The organism is Pantoea sp. WMus005 (assembly GCF_013415305.1).
Taxonomy (GTDB): domain Bacteria; phylum Pseudomonadota; class Gammaproteobacteria; order Enterobacterales; family Enterobacteriaceae; genus Pantoea; species Pantoea rara.
Window position 1 is genome coordinate 215,940 of record NZ_JACBXU010000005.1, and the last position, 19,539, is coordinate 235,478.

The window sequence follows — 19,539 nt, forward strand, 5'->3', positions numbered from 1 at the left end:
CTTAGTTTTTACGTAAGCGTCTGATTAGCCAGCGGCCATGTTGCGGTCGCTGGTTCCACGCCAGCGATGAAATGGTGTACATCACGCTCAGATGGTCGAGAATGCGCCGTACATGCTGCTCCACCACCGTGATCGGTCCCTCGCTGATATTCTCCAGGTCATCCAGCAGATTCACCTGTGAGCTTTCACCATCATATTCCAGCCGCTGCTGACACCGCTGCAGCGCGATTTCACAGGATTGCAGGTAGCGTTCAGCCAGTGCGCTCGTCAGCATGGTGTGCTCCCGCGCCAGAATCGTTATCGCATTGATATGCTCAACAATAAACTGGCTGTGCGTGACCCAGAGTCGCATATCACTCAGATAGCGGGAGTTAAACGCCGGTTCCTGCATCGCCTGATTGAGTGAGTTAAATAGCGCATTGTGTGCCTGATTAACCTTCACGCGCTGATAAGCCAGTTTCTCTGGTGACTGTTCGTCGCCCAGCAACAGCCGCAGAGCATCCTGATAGGTTTCCAGCGCATCATGGGCATTTTGCCGCAGTAAGCCGCTCTGCCACTGCGGCCACAGCCACAGCATTCCGCCGAAGGCGATCAGACAGCCCATCAGCGTATCCATCAGTCGCGGCAGCAGGAACTGCGCGCCATTCAGCGACAGCAGTTGAAGCGAGTAAACCGCCGTGACCGTAAAGCCAATCATCGACCAGCCATAGAACTGGCGGGTAAAGCGATAGCTGATAAAGGTTATCGCCAGCATGATCATCAGCACCAGCGATTCCGGCACCGCCAGGCGCAGTGTCGCGGCCGCGATGACCAGACCAGCAAAGGTGCCCAGCGCCCGGTGCTGGATGCGGACACGGGTGGCGCTGTAGCCGTTCTGGCTGACGAACATAATGGTCATCAGGATCCAGTAGGGTTTGGGGATGTTGAAGAACAGCGCCAGCGCGCTGCCCAGCATCAGCATCACCGCAAAGCGTCCGGCAGTGCGCAGCGCCGACGAGCGGAACGAAAGATAACTGCGCAGTGCCGGTAACAGCGGCAGACGACGCTGACGGTCCGCCATGAGATCGCGCTGATACAGGGGTTTCTGCGTGCGCAGAACCCGCGCAATGCGGTTGAAGTGGTAAAGACAGAAGTTACCCACCGGATTGTCGGGATGCTGATGGGCGATCTTCTCCAGCGCGCCGAGCTGTTTATCCATCGCAAAGCGGTCGGGTAGCTGGTGATAAAGGATGTTATCCGCCAGCACCCGCAGCCGGGCCGAGATGGTTTTGGCATTCCAGCGGATCACCGCTTCGGCATGGCTCTGTTCGACCAGCTTCTGCACCTCTTCCGGCCGATGCAGGCTGACCGAGATATGTTCCTGCAGATCCAGCGCCACCTGAAAGGCGCGCGTCAGCCGTTTATGGCTGTGATCGCGACTTGCCGACAGCATATGCATCTGCTGATAACAGGTGTTAATCAGATCGACCACTTTTTGCTGACGGGCCAGCAGCGGCGGCAGTGCCTTTTCCGGGTCGGTCAGCTGCGTCAGCAGGGTATATTTGGCGTCGCAGTAGTTAGCCAGCTCGCGGTAGATTAGGCTCAGGCTCTCGCGCATCGGCTGCTCTTTCCACAGCCAGAACCAGAACCAGTTGAACAGTCCGTACCACAGCGTGCCACCGATATAGAGCAGCGGGGGAACATAGATTGGCATGCGGCCAATCAGGCTCAGGGTAAAGATGGCGGCAATCAGGGTGCCGGGCAGCAGACGAGCATGCAGCGGGCTGATCTCCCCGGTAACGCCGAGCAACAAAGGCATGGCGAACAGGATCAGCGGCAGCGGAATAGCATGCAGGGTAAGCCACTGCATCAGAAAGCTGCCGAGGGCAAACAGGCTGCCGCCAACGATCAGGCGTTTGAAGAAGCGTTTATGGGGGGTATCCAGACCGGCGATGTTGCAGCAGGCGGGCACTAATGAGAACAGGAGACCTTTTTGCAGGTCGCCAGCCAGCCAGCCCAGCGCCACCGGCAGACAGAGCACCAGCGTTTGCCGCAAGGCGTAGTTAACTTCAGGATGGTAAATAATTCGACGCCACATCGGCCCAACACAAACAATAACGGCGTGATGTTGCCATCACGCCGTGGGTGACAGGAATTAGCGGGTGCCGTAAACGACGATGGTTTTGCCGTGTGCGGAGATCAGGTTCTGATCTTCCAGCATCTTCAAAATACGGCCCACGGTTTCACGTGAACAACCAACAATCTGGCCAATTTCCTGACGCGTGATTTTGATTTGCATGCCGTCGGGATGCGTCATGGCATCTGGTTGCTTCGCCAGGTTGAGCAGGGTCTGTGCAATGCGTCCGGTGACGTCGAGGAAAGCGAGGTTACCCACTTTTTCAGACGTGACCTGCAGGCGACGCGCCATCTGCGATGAGAGTCGCATCAGGATGTCAGGGTTAACCTGGATCAGCTGACGGAATTTCTTGTAAGAAATCTCCGCCACTTCGCACGCACTTTTCGCACGTACCCAGGCGCTGCGCTCCTGGCCTTCTTCGAACAGGCCAAGCTCACCAATAAAATCGCCCTGATTCAGGTAGGAAAGAATCATCTCTTTGCCTTCTTCATCTTTAATCAGAACCGCGACGGAACCTTTAACGATGTAGTAAAGCGTTTCTGCTTTTTCACCTTGGTGAATCAGCGTACTTTTGGATGGATACTTGTGAATATGGCAATGGGACAGGAACCATTCGAGTGTAGGGTCTGTTTGCGGTTTGCCGAGAACCATTCGCTATTATCCTCTGTTGTAATCGTGCCCAAAATACAGGGGGCAGTTTTCCCTGTCAGGCGGTGAAAGCTTCAAGCGTTTCCATTTCAGGAAATTATTCGGGCCGCATCAGGCGCAGTGCGCATCATCCTTCCCGGCTTCGCCATCGGGTGACGAAAAATATTTTCAGCACTGTTTGTAGCACAGCTTTTGCCGACTGTCTTCTGTTGTCTCGCTTCAGCTATAGGCGGATTTCTCTGGATTGCTGTTTACCAGGCGAAAGCGTACTCTGGCGAGAAAACAGCGTATTCCGGAGCAAAAATCATGCAGGCAAGAGTGAAATGGGTAGAAGGGCTGACATTCCTCGGAGAATCCTCATCCGGCCATCAGATACTGATGGATGGAAATTCGGGTGATAAAGCGCCCAGCCCAATGGAGATGGTGCTGATGGCGGCCGGCGGATGCAGCGCGATTGACGTGGTTTCAATTCTGCAAAAAGGCCGCAACGATGTGGCTGATTGTGAAGTAAAACTGACCTCAGAACGTCGTGAAGAGGCGCCGCGAATCTTTACGCACATCAACCTGCATTTTATCGTGAGTGGTAAAGGGCTCCAGGATAAAGCGGTCTCACGCGCGGTGGATCTTTCTGCTGAAAAATATTGTTCGGTGGCTATCATGCTGGGTAAAGGTGTGACGATTACCCATAGCTATGAAGTCATTGAGCTGTAACAGGCTGAGGGGCCTTTAAAGTCACGGGCAAAATCTGAGCCAGCCCGGTGTCAGGCGGCTCCCTGCGTGTAGAATGTACGTATTGCTGTCAGATTCACCCTGATCAGGTCCAGTCACTCGGCTGAGAAGCCATGACTGGCCTTTATTCAATCCGTTTGCCTTCCATCAGTCGCTTCACCAGCGGACCCATGATCAACTCCATCGCCAGACCCATTTTGCCGCCGGGCACTACCAGCGTATTGATGTGCGAGATAAACGAACCCTGCAGCATCGCCAAAAGGTAGGGGAAGTCGATATCTTCCAGCGCCTGAAAGTGAATCACCACAAAGCTCTCATCCAGTGACGGAATGGCGCGGGCAGCGAACGGGTTTGAGGTATCGACAGTCGGGACGCGCTGAAAGTTGAGGTGAGTGCGTGAAAACTGTGGCGTGATGAAATTGATGTAATCTTCCATCGAGCGCACCACGGAATCCATCACCGCTTCGCGTGAATGACCGCGCTCGCCGGTGTCGCGCACCAGCTTCTGAATCCACTCCAGATTAACAATCGGCACCACGCCCACCAGCAGATCGACCTGTTCCGCCACGTTGTGCTGCGCCGTCACCACGCCGCCATGCAGGCCTTCATAAAAGAGAATGTCGGTGTTCTGCGGCAGCGGCTGCCAGGGCGTAAAGGTGCCGGGCACCTGATTCCACGGCACGGCTTCATCGTAGGTGTGCAGATATTTACGCGACTGGCCCTGTCCGCTTTGACCATACTCTTTAAAGCTCTGCTCCAGCAGACCAAAGTCATTGGCTTCCGGACCGAAGTAGCTGACATGACGTCCTAAATCGCGCGCCTTACGAATTGCCATATCCATTTCCGGGCGGGTAAAGCGGTGAAAGCTGTCACCTTCCAGTTCGGCCGCATGGAGATCGAGCTGCTGAAAGATTTTGCGAAACGCGAGGCTGGTGGTGGTGGTTCCTGCGCCGCTGGAACCGGTCACCGCGATAATGGGATGACGTGCAGACATAGAAAAGCTCCCTGTGAGGTCGGGCGATGAGCATTGTTATCATGAAATGATGCCGGGTGCATCAGCCGCGAAATTCTTTGCGTGGCATGATGTTGACCGATTCATGCAGTTCCGACCACACCAGTACCACTTCACCGGTTTCCAGCTGGCGTCGCACATCAGCTACTTTGTCCAGCAGGCTGCGTTCCTGCTCGCCGTAGTCTGTGCCTTCGCGTAGTACAAAGGTTTCAATCAGATTTTCAAGGGTCTCTGGTGAGACCTGTTGCCAGGGAATAATCACGTGATCAGTTATCCAGAAAAGGGGCGATCCACTGCGGGATGCGCTGTTCCAGCCACATTTCAGGCTGGCGTAACGTCCCGCCGACAAAACCTACGTGGCCGCCGTGGGGGGTCAGTTGATAAGTAATAGTGGCAGATAATTGGCTGCTGTGCGGGATCACTTCATCACTCATAAAGGGATCATCTTTGGCGTGGATGATCAGCAGCGGTTTCTCTGTGTGCTTCAGCCAGGGCATAGCGCTGGCGCGATGATAGTAATCTGCTGCATCAACAAAACCGTGGGCGCGGGCGGTAATCGCATCATCAAAATCGCGCAGTCGCCGCAGCGCTTTGAGTTGCGTCAGATTGACCGGCAGCGTGTCCGGCCAGGCATGCAGTTTGCGGCGGGCATTCTTCTTGAGCTGCGCCAGCAAGTAGTACTGATAGAAACGTGAGAAGCCGCGTTCCAGTTTCACGCTGCACGGTTCCAGCAGCAGCGGAGCGGAGACAATCACGGCCGCATCCACCTCAGCGGCTGTGCCCTGCTGGCCCAGCAGGCAGCCCAGCATGTTGCCGCCCAGTGAGAAACCGACGGCGGCGGTGGGAACGTGACCCCAGCGGCTGCGCAGCCAGTGCAGGAAGAAGCGGGCATCTTCAGTTTCGCCGGAGTGGTAGATGCGGTTCAGCCGGTTAGGTTCGCCGCTACAGCCGCGAAAATGCATCACCACCGCCAGCCAGCCGCGTGCGCGGCATACCGCCATCAGGCCATGAATATAGGGGCTGTGAAAACTGCCCTCCAGGCCATGAAACAGAACAACGCGCGGTTTATGCTGTGCCAGCTGCGGATCTTCGCTCCACGCGAGATCAACGAAGTCGCCATCCGGCAGATCGAGGCGCTGCCAGTGAGGATCGACCGTGATACGGCGACGCAACAGGCGCGGCAGCATTGTCTGCAGGTGCGCGTTGCGCAGACTGTCAGGTGGCGTGAAGTGCTCGTTTTCCGGTCCGGTAAATTTCATGTGGTAAAAGCTTGTCTGTTCCATATCACACTGTTAGCTTCGATAAGTTTTTTCTTGCAGGGTAAGGAGTACCCGATTGCCATGGAACTGAGTCTTTTCTTATCAATGTTGGGATTTCTTTGGGTCGCGGCTATTACGCCAGGTCCCAATAATATGTTACTCACCGCCTCGGGCGCTAATTTTGGCTTTCTGCGCACCATTCCGCTGATGATCGGCATCATGATCGGCATGCAGGTGATGCTGCTGATGGTGGCTTTTGGCGTAGGCGGTCTGATCCTGCTCTATCCGTCGCTGCATCTGGTACTGAAGATCGCCGGTAGCCTCTATCTGCTCTGGCTGGCGTGGAAGATAGCGACGTCCAGTTATGAAAAGCTGGAAACTGACCAGGCGCCGGATGCGCCGATGCCGTTCTGGCAGGGTGGGTTGCTGCAGCTGATCAATCCCAAGGCCTGGCTGATGGCGCTGGGTGCGGTCGCCAGCTTCAGCTTGGCCGGTGATGCATATCGCCATTCGGTCATGGCGATAAGCGTCGGCATGTTTCTGGTTAATCTGGTCTCGGGCGTGATCTGGATGGGATTTGGCGCGATGATCGGCCGCATCCTGCGCAGCCGTCGCGCCTGGAAAATCTTTAACCTCGCCATGGGGCTGCTGACTGCGGCCTGCGTGCTGTTAATCTGGCACTGAGTTAACTGGATGCGCGTTCGACGCGCGTCCAGGGCAGCACCTCACGAATCACTGGCGCGTTCGGATTACGAATCTTCTGCAGCAGCAGCTGCACACTGCGCGCGCCCAGTTGGTTCATCGGTTGCTCGATGGTGGTCAGTGGCGGATTGAGGCTGCGGGTAAACGACACACCATCAAACCCGACCACCGCCAGATCTTCCGGCACGCGCAGACCCGCTTCCAGCGCCGCATGCACCACGCCCACCGCCAGCACGTCTGACACCGCAAACACTGCGTCCGGCGGTTCCGGTAGCGCCATGAGTTCTCTCAGTGCCTGGCTGCCCGCCTCACAGGAGATCTCGTAGGTATAGGAGATGCCGGACCATGCATATCCCAGCTCCTCAATTGCCTGCCGGTAACCCTTTTCCCGATGATGTGAGTACAGGTAACGCATATCGCCATTGACCAGCCCGATGCGTTTACGCCCTTTCCCGGCGAGATAATGGACGGTGTCGCGGGCTGCCTCCTGGTGATCAATGCTGACTGAGGAAGCGGGGATATCCGGATCAAATTCACAGCACTGCACCCAGGGCGCACCGGCGATCAGCGCCTGTAAATCCGGTAAGCCTGAAGCAGCATCCATGGTAATAACGCCATCCACCACTTTCCCGGTCAACAGGGAGAGATAGGCGGCTTCACGCTGAAGCTTCGAGGCGGAGTTGCAGAGCAGGATGTGATAACCGTGCAGTTCTGCTTCGGCCTCAATGCCCTGAACCACGCGTGAACAGAAGGGATTAGTGATATCCGATATCAGCACCAGCAGCATGTGGCTTTGCGCCGTGCGCAACTGACGCGCCAGTAAATTGGGCTGATAGTCGCAGGCAGAGATGGCCGCCAGAACTTTCTCACGCGTATCGGGCTTTACGCCGGGATGCGCGTTGAGAACCCGCGATACTGTGGCTTTGGAAACGCCAGCCAGCTGAGCGACTTTCTCGATCGACATCGGATTCAGAGACCTTAACAGGCAATCATTGGGAACGCATATGAATAGCACAGGCACAATGTGAGCGCCTGACATTTTTGCTTACTTTAGCTATTTTCAGCATTTGCGATTTTCAGCTTAGTTTTGCAGATAGTGATCTAAGAACTTATTTCTATTAGGGATAATTTTTAATTCCTTTGTGAAACTATCGCGCACAGAGACACTGCCTCTACGATTAAAAGGGTGGGGTAGTGATCATGGCAGCAACACGTTTAACTTTTTTAGCCGCAGCGCTGGCGCTGCTGGCATTTCGGGCTGATGCAGTCAATGTCACCGTCGCGTACCAGACCTCTGCCGAACCGGCGAAAGTGGCACAGGCTGATAACAGTTTTGCCAAAGAGAGCGGGGCCAGCGTCGACTGGCGTAAGTTTGACAGCGGTGCAGGCGTATTACGCGCGCTGGCGTCCGGCGACGTCCAGATTGGTAACATCGGTTCCAGTCCGTTAGCGGTCGCGGCGGCGCAGAAGCTGCCAATTGAAGCCTTTTTACTTGCCTCTCAGCTGGGCAACTCTGAAGCGCTGGTAGTGAAGAAGAACATCACCACACCCAAAGATCTTATCGGCAAGCGCATCGCGGTGCCGTTCATCTCTACTACCCATTACAGCCTGTTGGCTGCACTGAAGCACTGGGGCATTCAACCGTCGCAGGTACAGCTGGTTAATCTGCAGCCGCCTGCGATTATCGCGGCCTGGCAGCGTGGCGACATTGATGGCGCTTACGTCTGGGCGCCTGCGGTGAACGAACTGGAAAAACAGGGCAAGGTGCTGACCGACTCTGCGGAAGTGGGGAGCTGGGGATCGCCGACGCTGGATGTCTGGGTGGTTCGTAAAGATTTCGCTGAGCAGCATCCGGAGATCGTGACCGCCTTTGCCCGCAGCGCGCTTGATGCGCAGCAGGCCTACCTTAACAGTCCCGACGGCTGGCTGAAGCAGTCTGATAACCTTAGCAAACTCTCTCGCCTCAGCGGGGTGCCGGAAGCGCAGGTGCCGGATCTGGTGAAGGGCAATACCTACCTCACGGCGCAGCAGCAGGTTGAGCAACTGGGTAAACCGGTCAATAAAGCAATTGTCGATACTGCGCAGTTCCTGAAAGCGCAGGGCAGAGTGCCTCAGGCGGATAACGACTACAGCAGCTACGTGACCTCCCGTTTCGTCGCGCCATTAGTTAAACCCTAAGGAGGCATTATGCTGCGTATCGCTCACCTTAATGCACGTTATGCCGGACAACCGGTGTTGCAGGATATCAGTCTGCAGCTGGACAGCCATGAACTGCTGGTGGTGCTCGGTCCTTCCGGCTGCGGTAAAACCACGTTGCTGAATCTGGTTGCCGGATTTCTGCCGGTGGAATCGGGCAGCATCACGCTGGATAACCAGCCAGTAACGGGGCCTGGTGCCGAGCGCGGCGTGGTGTTTCAGAATGAAGGCTTACTGCCATGGCGTAACGTGCTGGATAACGTCGCTTTTGGCCTGCAGCTGGCGGGGATGTCGCGCCCGGCGCGCGAGGCCATCGCGCGGAAGCTCATCAGGCAGGTGGGGCTGGAGGGTGCGGAGAAGCGCGCCATCTGGCAGTTGTCCGGCGGTCAGCGTCAGCGGGTAGGTATTGCGCGTGCGCTCGCCACCGATCCGCAATTGCTGCTGCTGGATGAGCCTTTCGGCGCACTGGATGCCTTTACCCGCGAACAGATGCAGACCCTGCTCCTGACGCTGTGGCGCGACAGCAGTAAACAGATCCTGCTGATTACGCACGATATTGAAGAGGCTATTTTCCTGGCCAGCGAACTGATTCTGTTGTCGCCAGGACCGGGCCGCATCGTGGAGCGGTTACGTCCCGGCTTTGGTCAGCGCTTTGCCGCAGGCGAGTCGTGCCGCAGCATCAAATCCGATCCGCAGTTTATCGCCCAGCGTGAATATGTACTGAGCCGGGTATTTGATCAGCGGGAGGCGTTTGCATGAGCGCGTTAATCCACGACAAGTCTCTGCCAGTGCGCCGTCGTTTGCGCTGGCCGTTTTCAACCGCTTTTACGCTAAGCATGCTGAGTCTCTCTTTGCTGTTGCTGCTCTGGTGGGGTGTGACTGCGCTGGGTCTGATTGCTCCGCTGTTCCTGCCGTCACCCCAGCAGGTATTCAGCAAGCTGCTGCTGATTGCCAGCGCGCAGGGCTTTATGGATGCCACGCTGTGGCAGCATCTGGCCGCCAGCCTGACGCGGATGCTGATTGCGCTGACGGCGGCGGCCGCCATCGGCATTCCTGTGGGAATTCTGATGGGTCTCAGCCCGGTAGCACGCGGGCTACTCGATCCGCTTATCGAAATCTATCGCCCGATTCCGCCACTCGCCTATCTGCCGCTGATGGTGATCTGGTTCGGCATTGGTGAGACGTCGAAAATCCTGCTGATCTACCTGGCCATCTTCGCGCCGGTGACACTCTCCACTCTGGCTGGGGTGCGAAACACCCAGCAGGTGCGGATTCGTGCGGCACGCTCGCTGGGGGCTAACCGCTGGCAGTTGCTGCGCTGGGTGATTCTGCCGGGCGCGCTGCCAGAAATTCTCACCGGTCTGCGCATTGGATTGGGGGTGGGCTGGTCAACGCTGGTGGCAGCGGAGCTGATTGCTGCCACGCGGGGCCTCGGTTTTATGGTGCAGTCAGCGGGAGAGTTTCTCGCCACCGATGTGGTGCTGGCGGGTATCGCAGTGATCGCTTTTATCGCTTTTAGCTTAGAACTTGGGCTTCGCGCGTTGCAGCGCCGTCTGACGCCCTGGAGTGGAGAACAATCATGAATGAACGTCTGAGTTTTACCCCGCTTGGTCCTTACATCGGCGCACAGGTCTCTAACCTGGATGTCTCTCGCCCATTGAGTGATGCGCAGTTCGAGCAGCTTTATCATGGTCTGCTGCGTCACCAGGTGCTGTTTCTGCGTGACCAGAAGATTACGCTGGAACAGCATCGTGCACTGGCGATCCGCTTTGGCGACCTGCATATCCATCCGGTCTATCCGCATGCGGAGGGCGTCGAAGAGATTATCGTCCTCGATACCCATCAGGATAATCCGCCGGATAATGACAACTGGCACACGGATGTCACCTTTATTGAGACACCACCCGCTGTCGCGCTGCTGGCCTCGAAGGTGTTACCGGCGTCGGGGGGTGACACGCTCTGGACCAGCGGGGTGGCGGCTTACGAGGCGCTGTCGGCGCCCTTTAAGCAGTTGCTGGCAGGTCTTTACGCCGAGCATGATTTCAAAAAGTCATTCCAGGAGTATAAGTACCGTAAAAGCGAGGAGGAGCACCAGCGCTGGCAGCAGGCGGTGGCGAAACATCCGCCGGTGCAGCACCCCGTGATCCGCACGCATCCGGTCAGTGGTAAAAAAGCGCTGTTTGTGAATGAGGGTTTTACCACGCGGATCGTGGATTTAAGCGAGAAGGAGAGTGATGCGGTGCTGAGCTTCCTGTTTGCGCACGCCACCAAACCGGAGTTTCAGGTGCGCTGGCGCTGGCAGCCAGACGATCTGGCTATCTGGGATAATCGGGTCACGCAGCATTATGCCAATGCCGACTACTATCCTGCGCGGCGGATCATGCAGCGCGCAACCGTGCTGGGTGATAAACCCCGTTAAAAGAGACGCTCCCCGCTCGTGGGGAGCGTGTTTTTATGAGGCCATAATCTGTTCGAGTTGTTCCTGCGCTTCCAGCCACGTCATCTCAACCTCCTCCAGCGCAGATTTACTCTCTGCCTGACGCTGCAGCGCAGTGGTCAGGTCCGCTTTACGGCTCTGATCATAAATCGCACTGTCTGAGAGCTGAGCTTCGGCATCGGCCAGCTGGCTCTGCCACTTGCTCATCTGCTTTTCCAGCTTCTCTATCTCTTTGCGCAGCGGCTGGGTCTGGGTGCGAAGTTCGGCATCCCGGCGCTTCTGATCTTTACGCGCCTGGGCACTGTTGCCGTTATCCTGCTTTGGTGCGGCATCCTGTTGCGCCTGCTGCTTCTGCAGATCGCTCAGCCATTGCTGATAATCATCGAGGTCACCTTCAAACACATCCACTTTGCCATCGTGCACCAGATAGAGATCGTCGGTGGTCGCGCGCAGCAGGTGACGGTCGTGCGAGACCACGACCAGGGCACCTTCGAAGTCGATCAGCGCTTCGGTCAGCGCCTGGCGCATATCAAGATCAAGGTGGTTGGTAGGTTCATCCAGCAGCAGAAGGTTAGGGCGCTGCCAGACAATCAGCGCCAGCACCAGTCGCGCTTTCTCACCGCCGGAGAAGCGCTCGGTGTTTTCAGTGACTTTGTCGCCACGGAAATCAAAGCCGCCCAGGTAGTCGCGCAGTTGCTGTTCCAGTACTTTAGGCGCTATGCGTGCCAGATGCTGCAGCGGCGACTCATCAGCCCGCAGGTACTCCAGCTGATGCTGGGCGAAGTAACCAAGCTTGATCCCTTTCGCCAGCCCCATCTTGCCATCCATCGCTTCCAGCTCTCCCGCCAGCAGCTTAATCAGGGTCGATTTACCGGCACCGTTACGACCCAGCAGGCCAATGCGCGAGCCTGGCACCAGGTTGAGCTTGATGGCGTCGAGAATAATACGATCGCCATAACCTGCGGTGACCTTCTCCATCTTCATCAGCGGATTAGGCAGGTTTTCCGGCTTGCGGAAGGTGAAGCTAAAGGGGTTGTCGACATGGGCAGGCGCGATCATCTCCATGCGCTCCAGCATCTTGATACGGCTCTGTGCCTGCTTCGCCTTAGTGGCCTGAGCACGGAAGCGATCAATGTAGCTGTGCAAGTGCGCCACTTTCTCCTGCTGGCTCTCATACAGCGCCTGCTGCTGAGCCAGTTTGGCGACGCGCTGCCGTTCAAAGGAGCTGTAGTTGCCGGTGTATTCGAACATCGACTCCTGTTCGATATGGATAATTTTGTCGATGACCGGATCGAGGAAATCACGATCGTGCGAGATCAGAATCAGCGTGCCTTCATAACTCTTCAGCCAGCGCTCCAGCCAAATGACCGCATCAAGATCGAGGTGGTTGGTCGGTTCATCCAGTAGCAGCAGATCGGAACGACAAATCAGCGCCTGTGCCAGGTTGAGGCGCATGCGCCAGCCACCGGAGAAGTCGCTGACCGGACGCTGCAGCTGTTCCTGGCTGAAGCCCAGACCATGCAGCAGGCTTGAGGCGCGCGCATGGATGCTCCATGCCTGCACCGCATCCAGCTTGCCATGCAGCAGCGCGATAGCATTACCATCGTCGCGGAGATTAGCGTCTGCCAGTTCAGCTTCAAGCTGACGGAACTGGCGGTCGCCATCGATCACGTACTCCAGCGCGGCTTTATCCAGCGCAGGGGTTTCCTGATTCACCCAGGCCAGCGCCCAGTGAGTGGGGAATGTGGCGGTACCGGCATCGCTGGTGATTTCACCTTTTAACAGCGACAGCAGCGTAGATTTTCCACAGCCGTTTTTACCCACCAGCCCGACATTCTGGCCGGGATTAATGGTGGCGGTGGCGTTGTCGAGCAGGACGCGGATGCCGCGGCGAATTTGTAAGGCTGAGAAGACAATCATGTAAGCGCCGTATCGTCAGAATATGTTAATTTACTGGCAACATAATGAGATTTTGCTGCGTCGTGCATGGTAGCGGAAAACCGCACCAATGACGACGCTTTGGAGGGAAAGGATGTCGCAGCCACCCAGGGTTTTGCTGCTTTATGCTCACCCGGAATCACAGGATTCGATCGCGAATCGGATTTTGCTACAGCCGGCTCAGGCTCTGGAACATGTCACCGTGCACGATCTGTACGCGGCCTATCCGGATTTTTTTATCGATATTCATCATGAACAACAATTACTGCGCGAACATGACGTCATCATTTTCCAGCATCCAATCTATACCTATAGCTGTCCGGCGCTGCTGAAAGAGTGGCTGGACAGGGTTCTGTCACGCGGCTTCGCCAATGGCGTGGATGGCAATGCGCTGGAAGGAAAATACTGGCGCAGCGTGGTCACGACCGGAGAACCGGAAAGTGCCTTTAAACAACAGGGTCTGAACCGCTATTCGCTTAACGACATTATGCGTCCTTTTGAGCTGACCGCGCAGATGTGCCGTATGCACTGGATGCCGCCGATGATTATTTATATGGCGCGTCGTCAGAGTCCTGAATTAATGAAAAATTACGCTCGCGCCTATGGTGACTGGCTGGCAGCACCGCTGCCGAATGGAGGGGTATAGATGGAAGGGCAAACGCTGCTGACCGCCGGGGTGATTTATCTGGTCGCGGCGGTATTGATTGTACCGGTGGCAGCGCGCCTCGGTATTGGTGCTGTTCTGGGTTATCTGGTGGCGGGTATCGCCATCGGCCCGTGGGGATTAGGCTTTATCAGCGACGTCGATGAGATTCTCCACTTCTCTGAGCTCGGTGTGGTTTTCCTGATGTTTATTATCGGGCTGGAGCTGAATCCGGCAAAGCTGTGGGCGCTGCGCCGCTCCATTTTTGGCGTCGGCGCAGCGCAGGTCATCTTCTCAGCAGCCATTCTCGGCGGCTTATTGTGGCTGACCGCCTTTAGCTGGCAGGCTGCGATCATCGGCGGTATAGGTCTGGCGATGTCCTCGACCGCCATGGCGCTGCAGCTGATGATGGATAAGGGCATGAACCGCAGCGAAGCGGGGCAACTGGGCTTTTCAGTGCTGCTGTTTCAGGATATCGCGGTGATTCCTGCCCTGGCGCTGATCCCGCTGCTGGCCGGAACCGACAGCGGTCATATCGACTGGATGAAGGTCGGCATGAAAGTGCTGGCGTTTGCCGGGATGCTGGTGGGTGGACGCTATCTGCTGCGGCCGATCTTCCGCTACATCGCTGCATCGGGCGTGCGCGAGGTCTTTACCGCAGCTTCGCTGTTGCTGGTGCTGGGTTCCGCGCTGTTTATGGATGCGCTGGGCCTGTCGATGGCGCTGGGGACATTTATTGCGGGGATCCTGCTGGCGGAAAGCGAATACCGGCATGAGCTGGAAGTCGCTATCGACCCGTTCAAGGGTTTACTGCTGGGCCTGTTCTTTATTTCAGTTGGCATGGCGCTCAACCTCGGTGTGCTCTATACCCATATTGTGACCATTCTGCTGGGTGTCGTGACGCTGGTGGCAGTGAAAACGCTGGTGCTCTATGTGCTGGGGCGCATTTATGGCCTGCGCAGTTCCGAGCGTCAGCAGTTCGCGGGCGTGCTGAGTCAGGGGGGCGAATTCGCTTTCGTGCTCTTTTCAGCGGCCTCTTCTGCAAAACTCTTCTCTGGCGATCAACTGCCGATGTTGCTGGTGACGGTTACCCTGTCGATGATGACCACGCCGCTACTGATGAAAGGCATCGATCGTCTGCTGGCACGACGCTTCAACGAGCCGGATGAAGATGCAGAAAAACACTTTGTTGAAGATGACCAGCCGCAGGTGATTGTGGTGGGCTTTGGTCGGTTCGGGCAGGTGGTGGGCCGTCTGTTGATGGCGAATAACAAACGCATCACGGTGCTTGAACGCGATATTAGCGTGGTGAGTCTGATGCGGAAATATGGCTATAAGGTCTACTACGGCGATGCCACGGAGCTGGAGCTGCTGCGGGCGGCCGGTGCTGCCAGCGCTCAGTCAATTGTGATCACCTGTAATGAACCGGAAGATGTGATGAATATTGTACATCTGTGCCAGCAGCATTTTCCGCAGTTACAGATTCAGGCGCGCGCCCGTGGCCGCGTTGAAGCACATGAGCTGTTACAGGCGGGCGTCACGCAGTTCTCACGTGAGACGTTCTCCAGTGCGCTGGAGCTGGGACGTAAGACTCTGATGACGCTGGGGATGCATCCGCATCAGGCGCATCGCGCCCAGCAGCATTTCCGCCGGCTTGACATGCGTATGCTGCGCGAGCTGATGCCTAATCTCTCTGAGAGCGCGCAGGCTTCGCGCGTCCGTGAAGCGCGGCGTGAACTGGAAGATATCTTCCAGCGCGAAATGCAGCGCGAAAAGCGGCAGATCGACGGCTGGGATGATGAAGAATAACCTTTATAAACAGGCAGAAGAAAATGCGTAAACGTTTTATTGCCGGTGCGACATGCCCCCACTGCCAGGAGAAGGACACGCTGGCGATGTGGCGTGAAAATAATGTCGATGTCGTGGAGTGCGTGAAGTGTGGTCACCAGATGCGTGAGGCGGATAAGCAGGCGCGCGATCAGGTTCGTACCAATGAGCAGGTTATCGGCATTTTCCATCCTGAGTAGCGGAATCGGGCAGCTTTTTTTACGCTTAAACTTACAGCGGGATTGAATTCCGTTACAATTGTCGCCATTAAGGCTGAAGTCGCAAGAGAAAGTGAAACCCCTCTTGTACTCAGCCCCGAACCTTTCTGGTTGGTGTTATTGCACGCAAGAATAGACCAATGAGACGGGATCTCAGCTCTCAACGGTTAGGAGATATCATGAAAGTAGCAAAAGACCTGGTGGTAAGCCTGGCCTATCAGGTACGTACAGAAGACGGCGTGTTAGTTGACGAGTCACCGGTGAGTGCACCGTTAGACTACCTGCACGGTCATGGTTCCCTGATTTCTGGTCTGGAAAATGCGCTGGAAAACCACATTGCCGGCGACAAGTTTGACGTGCATATTCCTGCAAACGATGCTTACGGGCAGTACGACGACAACCTGGTACAGCGCGTTCCTAAAGACGTCTTCATGGGCGTTGACGAACTGCAGGTTGGCATGCGCTTCCTGGCAGAGACCGATCAGGGTCCGGTACCGGTGGAAATCACCGAAGTGGAAGATGACCACGTTGTGGTTGATGGTAACCATATGCTGGCGGGTCAGAACCTGAACTTCAACGTTGAAGTCGTTGCTATCCGTGAAGCCACCCCGGAAGAACTGGCTCATGGCCACGTTCACGGTGCAGATGGCCATCATCACGACCACGATCACGGCCATGATCATGATCACGACCATGATCAAGGTAAAGGCGGCTGTGGAACTGGCGGTTGCGGCTGCAGCCACTAAGTCTCAACAGACCTTTAAAGGCCACCTCCGGGTGGCCTTTCTTTTGGCTGTTACTCTGGTTCTGCCCGGTTGAACCGGGGCCAGATGACCCGCAATCAGTAGTGCGGGGGTGGCGTTTCTTCAGACTGTGAGGCGACGATCGAGGGCGCATTCGCTTTGAGCTTGTCGGTTAAGATGCGCATCTGTTCACGCATCTTATTCATCTCCAGCTCGTGCTGAACCACCGCGCTGTTCAGCTGATCGATAGTCATCTCCTGAAAGGCCAGTTTGCTCTCTAACGTCTCCAGACGTTGTTCCCACTCAGATTGTTGCATAACCTGTTCCTCTGTTAAGGTGCGACTCCGGGCGTGATTCTACGACCTGAATGTCAGGAATCACCTGTTTTTTTCATGATTGACGGCGTTGCGCTTGAAAAAAGGCAGCGCGGCATCATCTCTGATGAAACTTCCCGATGTTATAAAGGTCGGAGGTAGACCGGGTAATTACATTGTGGGAGTGTTCGACACTGCCACGTAAAGTTATAGTGTGGGCCCTGAAGTCCGCAATGTTTCCCGAGGTTAGACGCTTCGGTTTTGGAGAATGGATGAAATCACTGTTTAAAGTCACATTGTTAGCTACCACTATGGCTGTTGCACTGAATGCACCGATGGCAATGGCAGCAGACACCGCTGCGGCGCCACAGGCTGCACCAGCCGCTGCGCCGCAGTCCGCGCCTCAGGCACCTAAAAATGCTGCTTTCAAAGATGAAGACCAGCAGTCTGCCTACGCACTGGGTGCTTCACTGGGTCGCTACATGGACAACTCCCTGAAGGAACAGGAAAAACTGGGCATCAAACTGGATAAGCAGCAGCTTATTGCGGGTGTTCAGGATGCGTTTGGTGGCAAGAGCAAACTGTCTGATGAAGAGATTGAGCAGACGCTGCAATCCTTTGAAGGCCGCGTGAAAGGCGCAGCCTCAGCGAAAATGGAAAAAGATGCGAAAGAGAACTCTGAAAAGGGTGAAGCCTTCGCAACCAAATTTGCTAAAGAGAGCGGCGTGAAGAAAACCGAAAGCGGCCTGCTGTATAAAGTTGAGAAAGAAGGCACCGGCGACGCACCTAAAGACAGCGACACTGTAGTAGTGAACTACAAAGGTACGCTGATCGACGGTACTGAATTCGACAACTCTTATACCCGTGGCGAGCCACTTTCATTCCGTCTGGATGGTGTTATCCCGGGCTGGACTGAAGGTCTGAAGCACGTGAAGAAAGGCGGCAAAATTAAGCTGGTGATCCCACCAAACCTGGCTTACGGCAAAAATGGCGTTCCGGGCATCCCGGCTAACTCCACCCTGGTATTTGATGTCGAACTGCTTGATATCAAACCAGCGCCTAAAGCAGATGAAAAAGCACAGGCCCCTGCGCCTGCTGCTGCTGAAAAAGCGCAGTAATCTGCTGACCGCCGCCTCCGGGCGGCGGTTTCATTTTAGCCTCACGACAAACCTCTGGCATAAGCCGACGACATTTGCCAGACTAATGCCTGCCTAATTATCCCATATTGAGTCTGCCCATAAGCCGCTGTGACAGGCTCCAGCCATTCAGGGTGATACTCTTCAATGTCTAATCCATTCAATCCGGGTGAACTGAGCGACTTCGATCTTCTGGAGCAGCGCCCGTTCGAACAAACTGATTACGATATTCTGAAATCTTACGAGGCTGTCGTGGATGGCCTGGCGATGTTGATCGGCTCGCATTGTGAAATCGTCCTGCATTCGCTTGAAGATCTTAAGTGTTCGGCTGTGCGTATTGCCAATGGGGAACATACCGGCCGTAAAGTGGGTTCGCCCATCACCGATTTAGCCCTGCGTATGCTGCACGACATGCATGGCGCTGACAGCAATGTCTCCCGCGCCTATTTCACGCGTGCCAAAAGCGGCGTGCTGATGAAGTCGGTCACGATTGCGATTCGCAACCGTCAGCAACGGGTCATTGGCCTGCTCTGCATTAATATGAACCTGGATGTGCCGTTCTCACAGATCATGTCGACCTTTATGCCGCCCGAGATGCAGCAGGTTGATTCCAACGTCAACTTTGCCAGTTCAGTCGATGATCTGGTGATGCAGACGCTGGAGTTCACCATTGAAGAAGTGAGCGCTGACCGCAATGTGTCGAACAACGCCAAGAACCGTCAGATTGTGCTCAACCTGTATGAGAAGGGAATCTTCGATATCAAAGATGCCATCAACCAGGTGGCTGATCGGCTGAACATCTCGAAGCACACCGTCTATCTCTACATTCGCCAGTTCAAAAATGGCGACTTCCAGGGACAGGATCGGTAATGCGTTACACGCTGATGGTCACCGGCCCGGCTTACGGAACGCAACAGGCGACCAGTGCATACCTCTTTGCCCGCGCGCTGCTGGCGGCGGGCCATGAGCTTGAAAGTGTTTTCTTCTATCGCGAAGGGGTGCTGAATGCTAACCAGCTCACCGCGCCGGCCAGTGATGAATTTGACCTGGTGCGCGCGTGGCAGGCATTACATCAGGAGGAGGGTGTGGCACTGAACATCTGTGTGGCGGCCGCGCTGCGGCGAGGTGTCAGCGATGCGCAGGAAGCGGCCCGGCTCCAGCTGGCAGGCAGTAACCTGCAGCCGGGCTTTACACTGAGTGGTCTGGGGGCGCTGGCGGAAGCGGCGCTGAGCTGTGAACGCATGGTGCAGTTCTGATGAATCGTGTCGCATTTGTTTTTACCCGGGCACCTCACGGCAGCAGTGCAGGGCGTGAAGGATTGGATGCCGCGCTGGCCACGGGTGCACTCAGCGAAGATATCGGCCTGTTTTTTATTGGTGATGGTGTGCTGCAGCTGAATCTGCATCAGCACCCTGAGACGATTAAGAGCCGTCACTATGCGGCGACCTTTGGCGTGCTGGCGCTGTATGACATTGAGCAGTGCTATCTCTGTCGGACATCGCTGATAGCGCGTGGGTTAGAGGTTGACGCTGACCGGTTGCTGGATGTTACGCTACTGGACGCGCCGGCGTTGCGGCAGATGCTGGCCAGCTACGATCGCATCCTGACTTTTTAAGAGACG

General features: G+C 56.0%; 22 protein-coding genes. 14 read left to right on the top strand and 8 right to left on the bottom strand.

Going from position 1 to position 19,539, the window contains the following annotated elements; genetic code table 11:
- Nucleotide 1: 1 nt before the first annotated feature.
- Both HZZ01_RS17910 and crp read right to left on the bottom strand, forming a co-directional pair.
- On the bottom strand, nt 2-2,077 hold the full coding sequence (locus HZZ01_RS17910) for a YccS/YhfK family putative transporter (RefSeq protein WP_179898860.1): 2,076 nt from the start codon (nt 2,075-2,077) through the stop codon (nt 2-4).
- Between the two features lie 57 nt (nt 2,078-2,134).
- Nucleotides 2,135-2,767: a cAMP-activated global transcriptional regulator CRP gene (gene crp / locus HZZ01_RS17915; RefSeq protein WP_003852956.1), complete on the bottom strand. Its 633-nt coding sequence runs from the start codon at nt 2,765-2,767 to the stop codon at nt 2,135-2,137.
- A gap of 303 nt (nt 2,768-3,070) precedes the next feature.
- Between crp and HZZ01_RS17920 the strand changes: the two genes are divergently transcribed.
- Nucleotides 3,071-3,475: an OsmC family protein gene (locus tag HZZ01_RS17920; RefSeq protein ID WP_179898861.1), complete on the top strand. Its 405-nt coding sequence runs from the start codon at nt 3,071-3,073 to the stop codon at nt 3,473-3,475.
- A gap of 142 nt (nt 3,476-3,617) precedes the next feature.
- On the opposite strand, the gene HZZ01_RS17925 is transcribed toward HZZ01_RS17920, so the two are convergent.
- From HZZ01_RS17925 to HZZ01_RS17935, 3 genes are all read right to left on the bottom strand, one after another.
- Entirely contained in the window at nt 3,618-4,487 is an 870-nt protein-coding gene (locus HZZ01_RS17925) for a phosphoribulokinase (RefSeq protein ID WP_179898862.1), read from the bottom strand.
- 61 nt (nt 4,488-4,548) lie between these two features.
- A complete protein-coding gene (locus HZZ01_RS17930; RefSeq protein WP_003852945.1) occupies nt 4,549-4,767 on the bottom strand; it encodes a YheU family protein in 219 nt (72 codons plus the stop codon).
- Between the two features lie 4 nt (nt 4,768-4,771).
- The gene (locus HZZ01_RS17935) at nt 4,772-5,788 is read right to left on the bottom strand and encodes a hydrolase (RefSeq protein ID WP_179898863.1); all 1,017 of its coding nucleotides are present in this window, start codon (nt 5,786-5,788) and stop codon (nt 4,772-4,774) included.
- 57 nt (nt 5,789-5,845) lie between these two features.
- Between HZZ01_RS17935 and HZZ01_RS17940 the strand changes: the two genes are divergently transcribed.
- Nucleotides 5,846-6,448 (top strand): LysE family translocator, encoded by a 603-nt coding sequence (locus HZZ01_RS17940; protein ID WP_179898864.1) that lies wholly within the window; start codon nt 5,846-5,848, stop codon nt 6,446-6,448.
- Nucleotide 6,449: 1 nt separating this feature from the next.
- On the opposite strand, the gene HZZ01_RS17945 is transcribed toward HZZ01_RS17940, so the two are convergent.
- Nucleotides 6,450-7,430: a LacI family DNA-binding transcriptional regulator gene (locus tag HZZ01_RS17945; RefSeq protein ID WP_179898865.1), complete on the bottom strand. Its 981-nt coding sequence runs from the start codon at nt 7,428-7,430 to the stop codon at nt 6,450-6,452.
- A 236-nt stretch (nt 7,431-7,666) separates the two neighbouring features.
- Between HZZ01_RS17945 and tauA the strand changes: the two genes are divergently transcribed.
- From tauA to tauD, 4 genes are read left to right on the top strand one after another with little or no spacing between them, the layout of a single operon-like run.
- A complete protein-coding gene (tauA, locus tag HZZ01_RS17950; protein ID WP_179898866.1) occupies nt 7,667-8,644 on the top strand; it encodes a taurine ABC transporter substrate-binding protein in 978 nt (325 codons plus the stop codon).
- Nucleotides 8,645-8,653: 9 nt separating this feature from the next.
- Entirely contained in the window at nt 8,654-9,421 is a 768-nt protein-coding gene (gene tauB / locus HZZ01_RS17955) for a taurine ABC transporter ATP-binding subunit (protein ID WP_179898867.1), read from the top strand.
- On the top strand, nt 9,418-10,245 hold the full coding sequence (tauC, locus tag HZZ01_RS17960) for a taurine ABC transporter permease TauC (protein WP_179898868.1): 828 nt from the start codon (nt 9,418-9,420) through the stop codon (nt 10,243-10,245). Before tauB ends, tauC begins: the two co-directional genes overlap by 4 nt.
- Nucleotides 10,242-11,081 carry a taurine dioxygenase gene (gene tauD, locus HZZ01_RS17965; RefSeq protein WP_179898869.1) on the top strand — a complete coding sequence of 280 codons (840 nt, stop codon included), beginning with the start codon at nt 10,242-10,244 and terminating at the stop codon, nt 11,079-11,081. The genes tauC and tauD overlap by 4 nt, the downstream gene beginning before the upstream one ends.
- 33 nt (nt 11,082-11,114) lie before the next feature.
- Here the strand turns inward: tauD and HZZ01_RS17970 are convergent, their stop codons facing one another.
- Nucleotides 11,115-13,019 carry an ABC transporter ATP-binding protein gene (locus HZZ01_RS17970; RefSeq protein ID WP_179898870.1) on the bottom strand — a complete coding sequence of 635 codons (1,905 nt, stop codon included), beginning with the start codon at nt 13,017-13,019 and terminating at the stop codon, nt 11,115-11,117.
- A 112-nt stretch (nt 13,020-13,131) separates the two neighbouring features.
- Between HZZ01_RS17970 and kefG the strand changes: the two genes are divergently transcribed.
- The 4 genes from kefG (at nt 13,132) to slyD (ending at nt 16,471) form a co-directional block, all read left to right on the top strand.
- Nucleotides 13,132-13,683 carry a glutathione-regulated potassium-efflux system ancillary protein KefG gene (gene kefG / locus HZZ01_RS17975; RefSeq protein WP_179898871.1) on the top strand — a complete coding sequence of 184 codons (552 nt, stop codon included), beginning with the start codon at nt 13,132-13,134 and terminating at the stop codon, nt 13,681-13,683.
- On the top strand, nt 13,684-15,489 hold the full coding sequence (gene kefB / locus HZZ01_RS17980; protein ID WP_179898872.1) for a glutathione-regulated potassium-efflux system protein KefB: 1,806 nt from the start codon (nt 13,684-13,686) through the stop codon (nt 15,487-15,489).
- 23 nt (nt 15,490-15,512) lie between these two features.
- Nucleotides 15,513-15,707, top strand: coding sequence for a YheV family putative zinc ribbon protein (locus HZZ01_RS17985; protein WP_010253033.1), 195 nt, complete (start codon nt 15,513-15,515; stop codon nt 15,705-15,707).
- A gap of 197 nt (nt 15,708-15,904) precedes the next feature.
- Nucleotides 15,905-16,471 (top strand): peptidylprolyl isomerase, encoded by a 567-nt coding sequence (gene slyD / locus HZZ01_RS17990; protein WP_010671583.1) that lies wholly within the window; start codon nt 15,905-15,907, stop codon nt 16,469-16,471.
- A 95-nt stretch (nt 16,472-16,566) separates the two neighbouring features.
- Here the strand turns inward: slyD and HZZ01_RS17995 are convergent, their stop codons facing one another.
- Nucleotides 16,567-16,785: a SlyX family protein gene (locus tag HZZ01_RS17995; protein ID WP_010253031.1), complete on the bottom strand. Its 219-nt coding sequence runs from the start codon at nt 16,783-16,785 to the stop codon at nt 16,567-16,569.
- 269 nt (nt 16,786-17,054) lie between these two features.
- Here HZZ01_RS17995 and fkpA point away from each other — a divergent pair, with 269 nt between their 5' ends.
- The 4 genes from fkpA to tusC all read left to right on the top strand — a co-directional run bounded on the left by fkpA (nt 17,055) and on the right by tusC (nt 19,533).
- A complete protein-coding gene (fkpA, locus tag HZZ01_RS18000) occupies nt 17,055-17,900 on the top strand; it encodes an FKBP-type peptidyl-prolyl cis-trans isomerase (RefSeq protein WP_179898873.1) in 846 nt (281 codons plus the stop codon).
- Nucleotides 17,901-18,065: 165 nt separating this feature from the next.
- Nucleotides 18,066-18,788 carry a transcriptional regulator gene (locus HZZ01_RS18005; RefSeq protein WP_136196209.1) on the top strand — a complete coding sequence of 241 codons (723 nt, stop codon included), beginning with the start codon at nt 18,066-18,068 and terminating at the stop codon, nt 18,786-18,788.
- The gene (gene tusD / locus HZZ01_RS18010; RefSeq protein WP_179898874.1) at nt 18,788-19,174 is read left to right on the top strand and encodes a sulfurtransferase complex subunit TusD; all 387 of its coding nucleotides are present in this window, start codon (nt 18,788-18,790) and stop codon (nt 19,172-19,174) included. Before HZZ01_RS18005 ends, tusD begins: the two co-directional genes overlap by 1 nt.
- Entirely contained in the window at nt 19,174-19,533 is a 360-nt protein-coding gene (gene tusC / locus HZZ01_RS18015) for a sulfurtransferase complex subunit TusC (protein WP_179898875.1), read from the top strand. The genes tusD and tusC overlap by 1 nt, the downstream gene beginning before the upstream one ends.
- Nucleotides 19,534-19,539 lie beyond the last annotated feature (6 nt).

Excerpts from the sequence above, each read along its gene's own strand:
- HZZ01_RS17910 (WP_179898860.1), bottom strand. The coding sequence starts at position 2,077 with ATGTGGCGTCGAATTATTTACCATCCTGAAGTTAACTACGCCTTGCGG.
- crp (WP_003852956.1), bottom strand. The coding sequence starts at position 2,767 with ATGGTTCTCGGCAAACCGCAAACAGACCCTACACTCGAATGGTTCCTG.
- HZZ01_RS17920 (WP_179898861.1), top strand. The coding sequence starts at position 3,071 with ATGCAGGCAAGAGTGAAATGGGTAGAAGGGCTGACATTCCTCGGAGAA.
- HZZ01_RS17925 (WP_179898862.1), bottom strand. The coding sequence starts at position 4,487 with ATGTCTGCACGTCATCCCATTATCGCGGTGACCGGTTCCAGCGGCGCA.
- HZZ01_RS17935 (WP_179898863.1), bottom strand. The coding sequence starts at position 5,788 with ATGGAACAGACAAGCTTTTACCACATGAAATTTACCGGACCGGAAAAC.
- HZZ01_RS17940 (WP_179898864.1), top strand. The coding sequence starts at position 5,846 with ATGGAACTGAGTCTTTTCTTATCAATGTTGGGATTTCTTTGGGTCGCG.
- HZZ01_RS17945 (WP_179898865.1), bottom strand. The coding sequence starts at position 7,430 with ATGTCGATCGAGAAAGTCGCTCAGCTGGCTGGCGTTTCCAAAGCCACA.
- tauA (WP_179898866.1), top strand. The coding sequence starts at position 7,667 with ATGGCAGCAACACGTTTAACTTTTTTAGCCGCAGCGCTGGCGCTGCTG.
- tauB (WP_179898867.1), top strand. The coding sequence starts at position 8,654 with ATGCTGCGTATCGCTCACCTTAATGCACGTTATGCCGGACAACCGGTG.
- tauC (WP_179898868.1), top strand. The coding sequence starts at position 9,418 with ATGAGCGCGTTAATCCACGACAAGTCTCTGCCAGTGCGCCGTCGTTTG.
- tauD (WP_179898869.1), top strand. The coding sequence starts at position 10,242 with ATGAATGAACGTCTGAGTTTTACCCCGCTTGGTCCTTACATCGGCGCA.
- HZZ01_RS17970 (WP_179898870.1), bottom strand. The coding sequence starts at position 13,019 with ATGATTGTCTTCTCAGCCTTACAAATTCGCCGCGGCATCCGCGTCCTG.
- kefG (WP_179898871.1), top strand. The coding sequence starts at position 13,132 with ATGTCGCAGCCACCCAGGGTTTTGCTGCTTTATGCTCACCCGGAATCA.
- kefB (WP_179898872.1), top strand. The coding sequence starts at position 13,684 with ATGGAAGGGCAAACGCTGCTGACCGCCGGGGTGATTTATCTGGTCGCG.
- HZZ01_RS17985 (WP_010253033.1), top strand. The coding sequence starts at position 15,513 with ATGCGTAAACGTTTTATTGCCGGTGCGACATGCCCCCACTGCCAGGAG.
- slyD (WP_010671583.1), top strand. The coding sequence starts at position 15,905 with ATGAAAGTAGCAAAAGACCTGGTGGTAAGCCTGGCCTATCAGGTACGT.
- HZZ01_RS17995 (WP_010253031.1), bottom strand. The coding sequence starts at position 16,785 with ATGCAACAATCTGAGTGGGAACAACGTCTGGAGACGTTAGAGAGCAAA.
- fkpA (WP_179898873.1), top strand. The coding sequence starts at position 17,055 with ATGAAATCACTGTTTAAAGTCACATTGTTAGCTACCACTATGGCTGTT.
- HZZ01_RS18005 (WP_136196209.1), top strand. The coding sequence starts at position 18,066 with ATGTCTAATCCATTCAATCCGGGTGAACTGAGCGACTTCGATCTTCTG.
- tusD (WP_179898874.1), top strand. The coding sequence starts at position 18,788 with ATGCGTTACACGCTGATGGTCACCGGCCCGGCTTACGGAACGCAACAG.
- tusC (WP_179898875.1), top strand. The coding sequence starts at position 19,174 with ATGAATCGTGTCGCATTTGTTTTTACCCGGGCACCTCACGGCAGCAGT.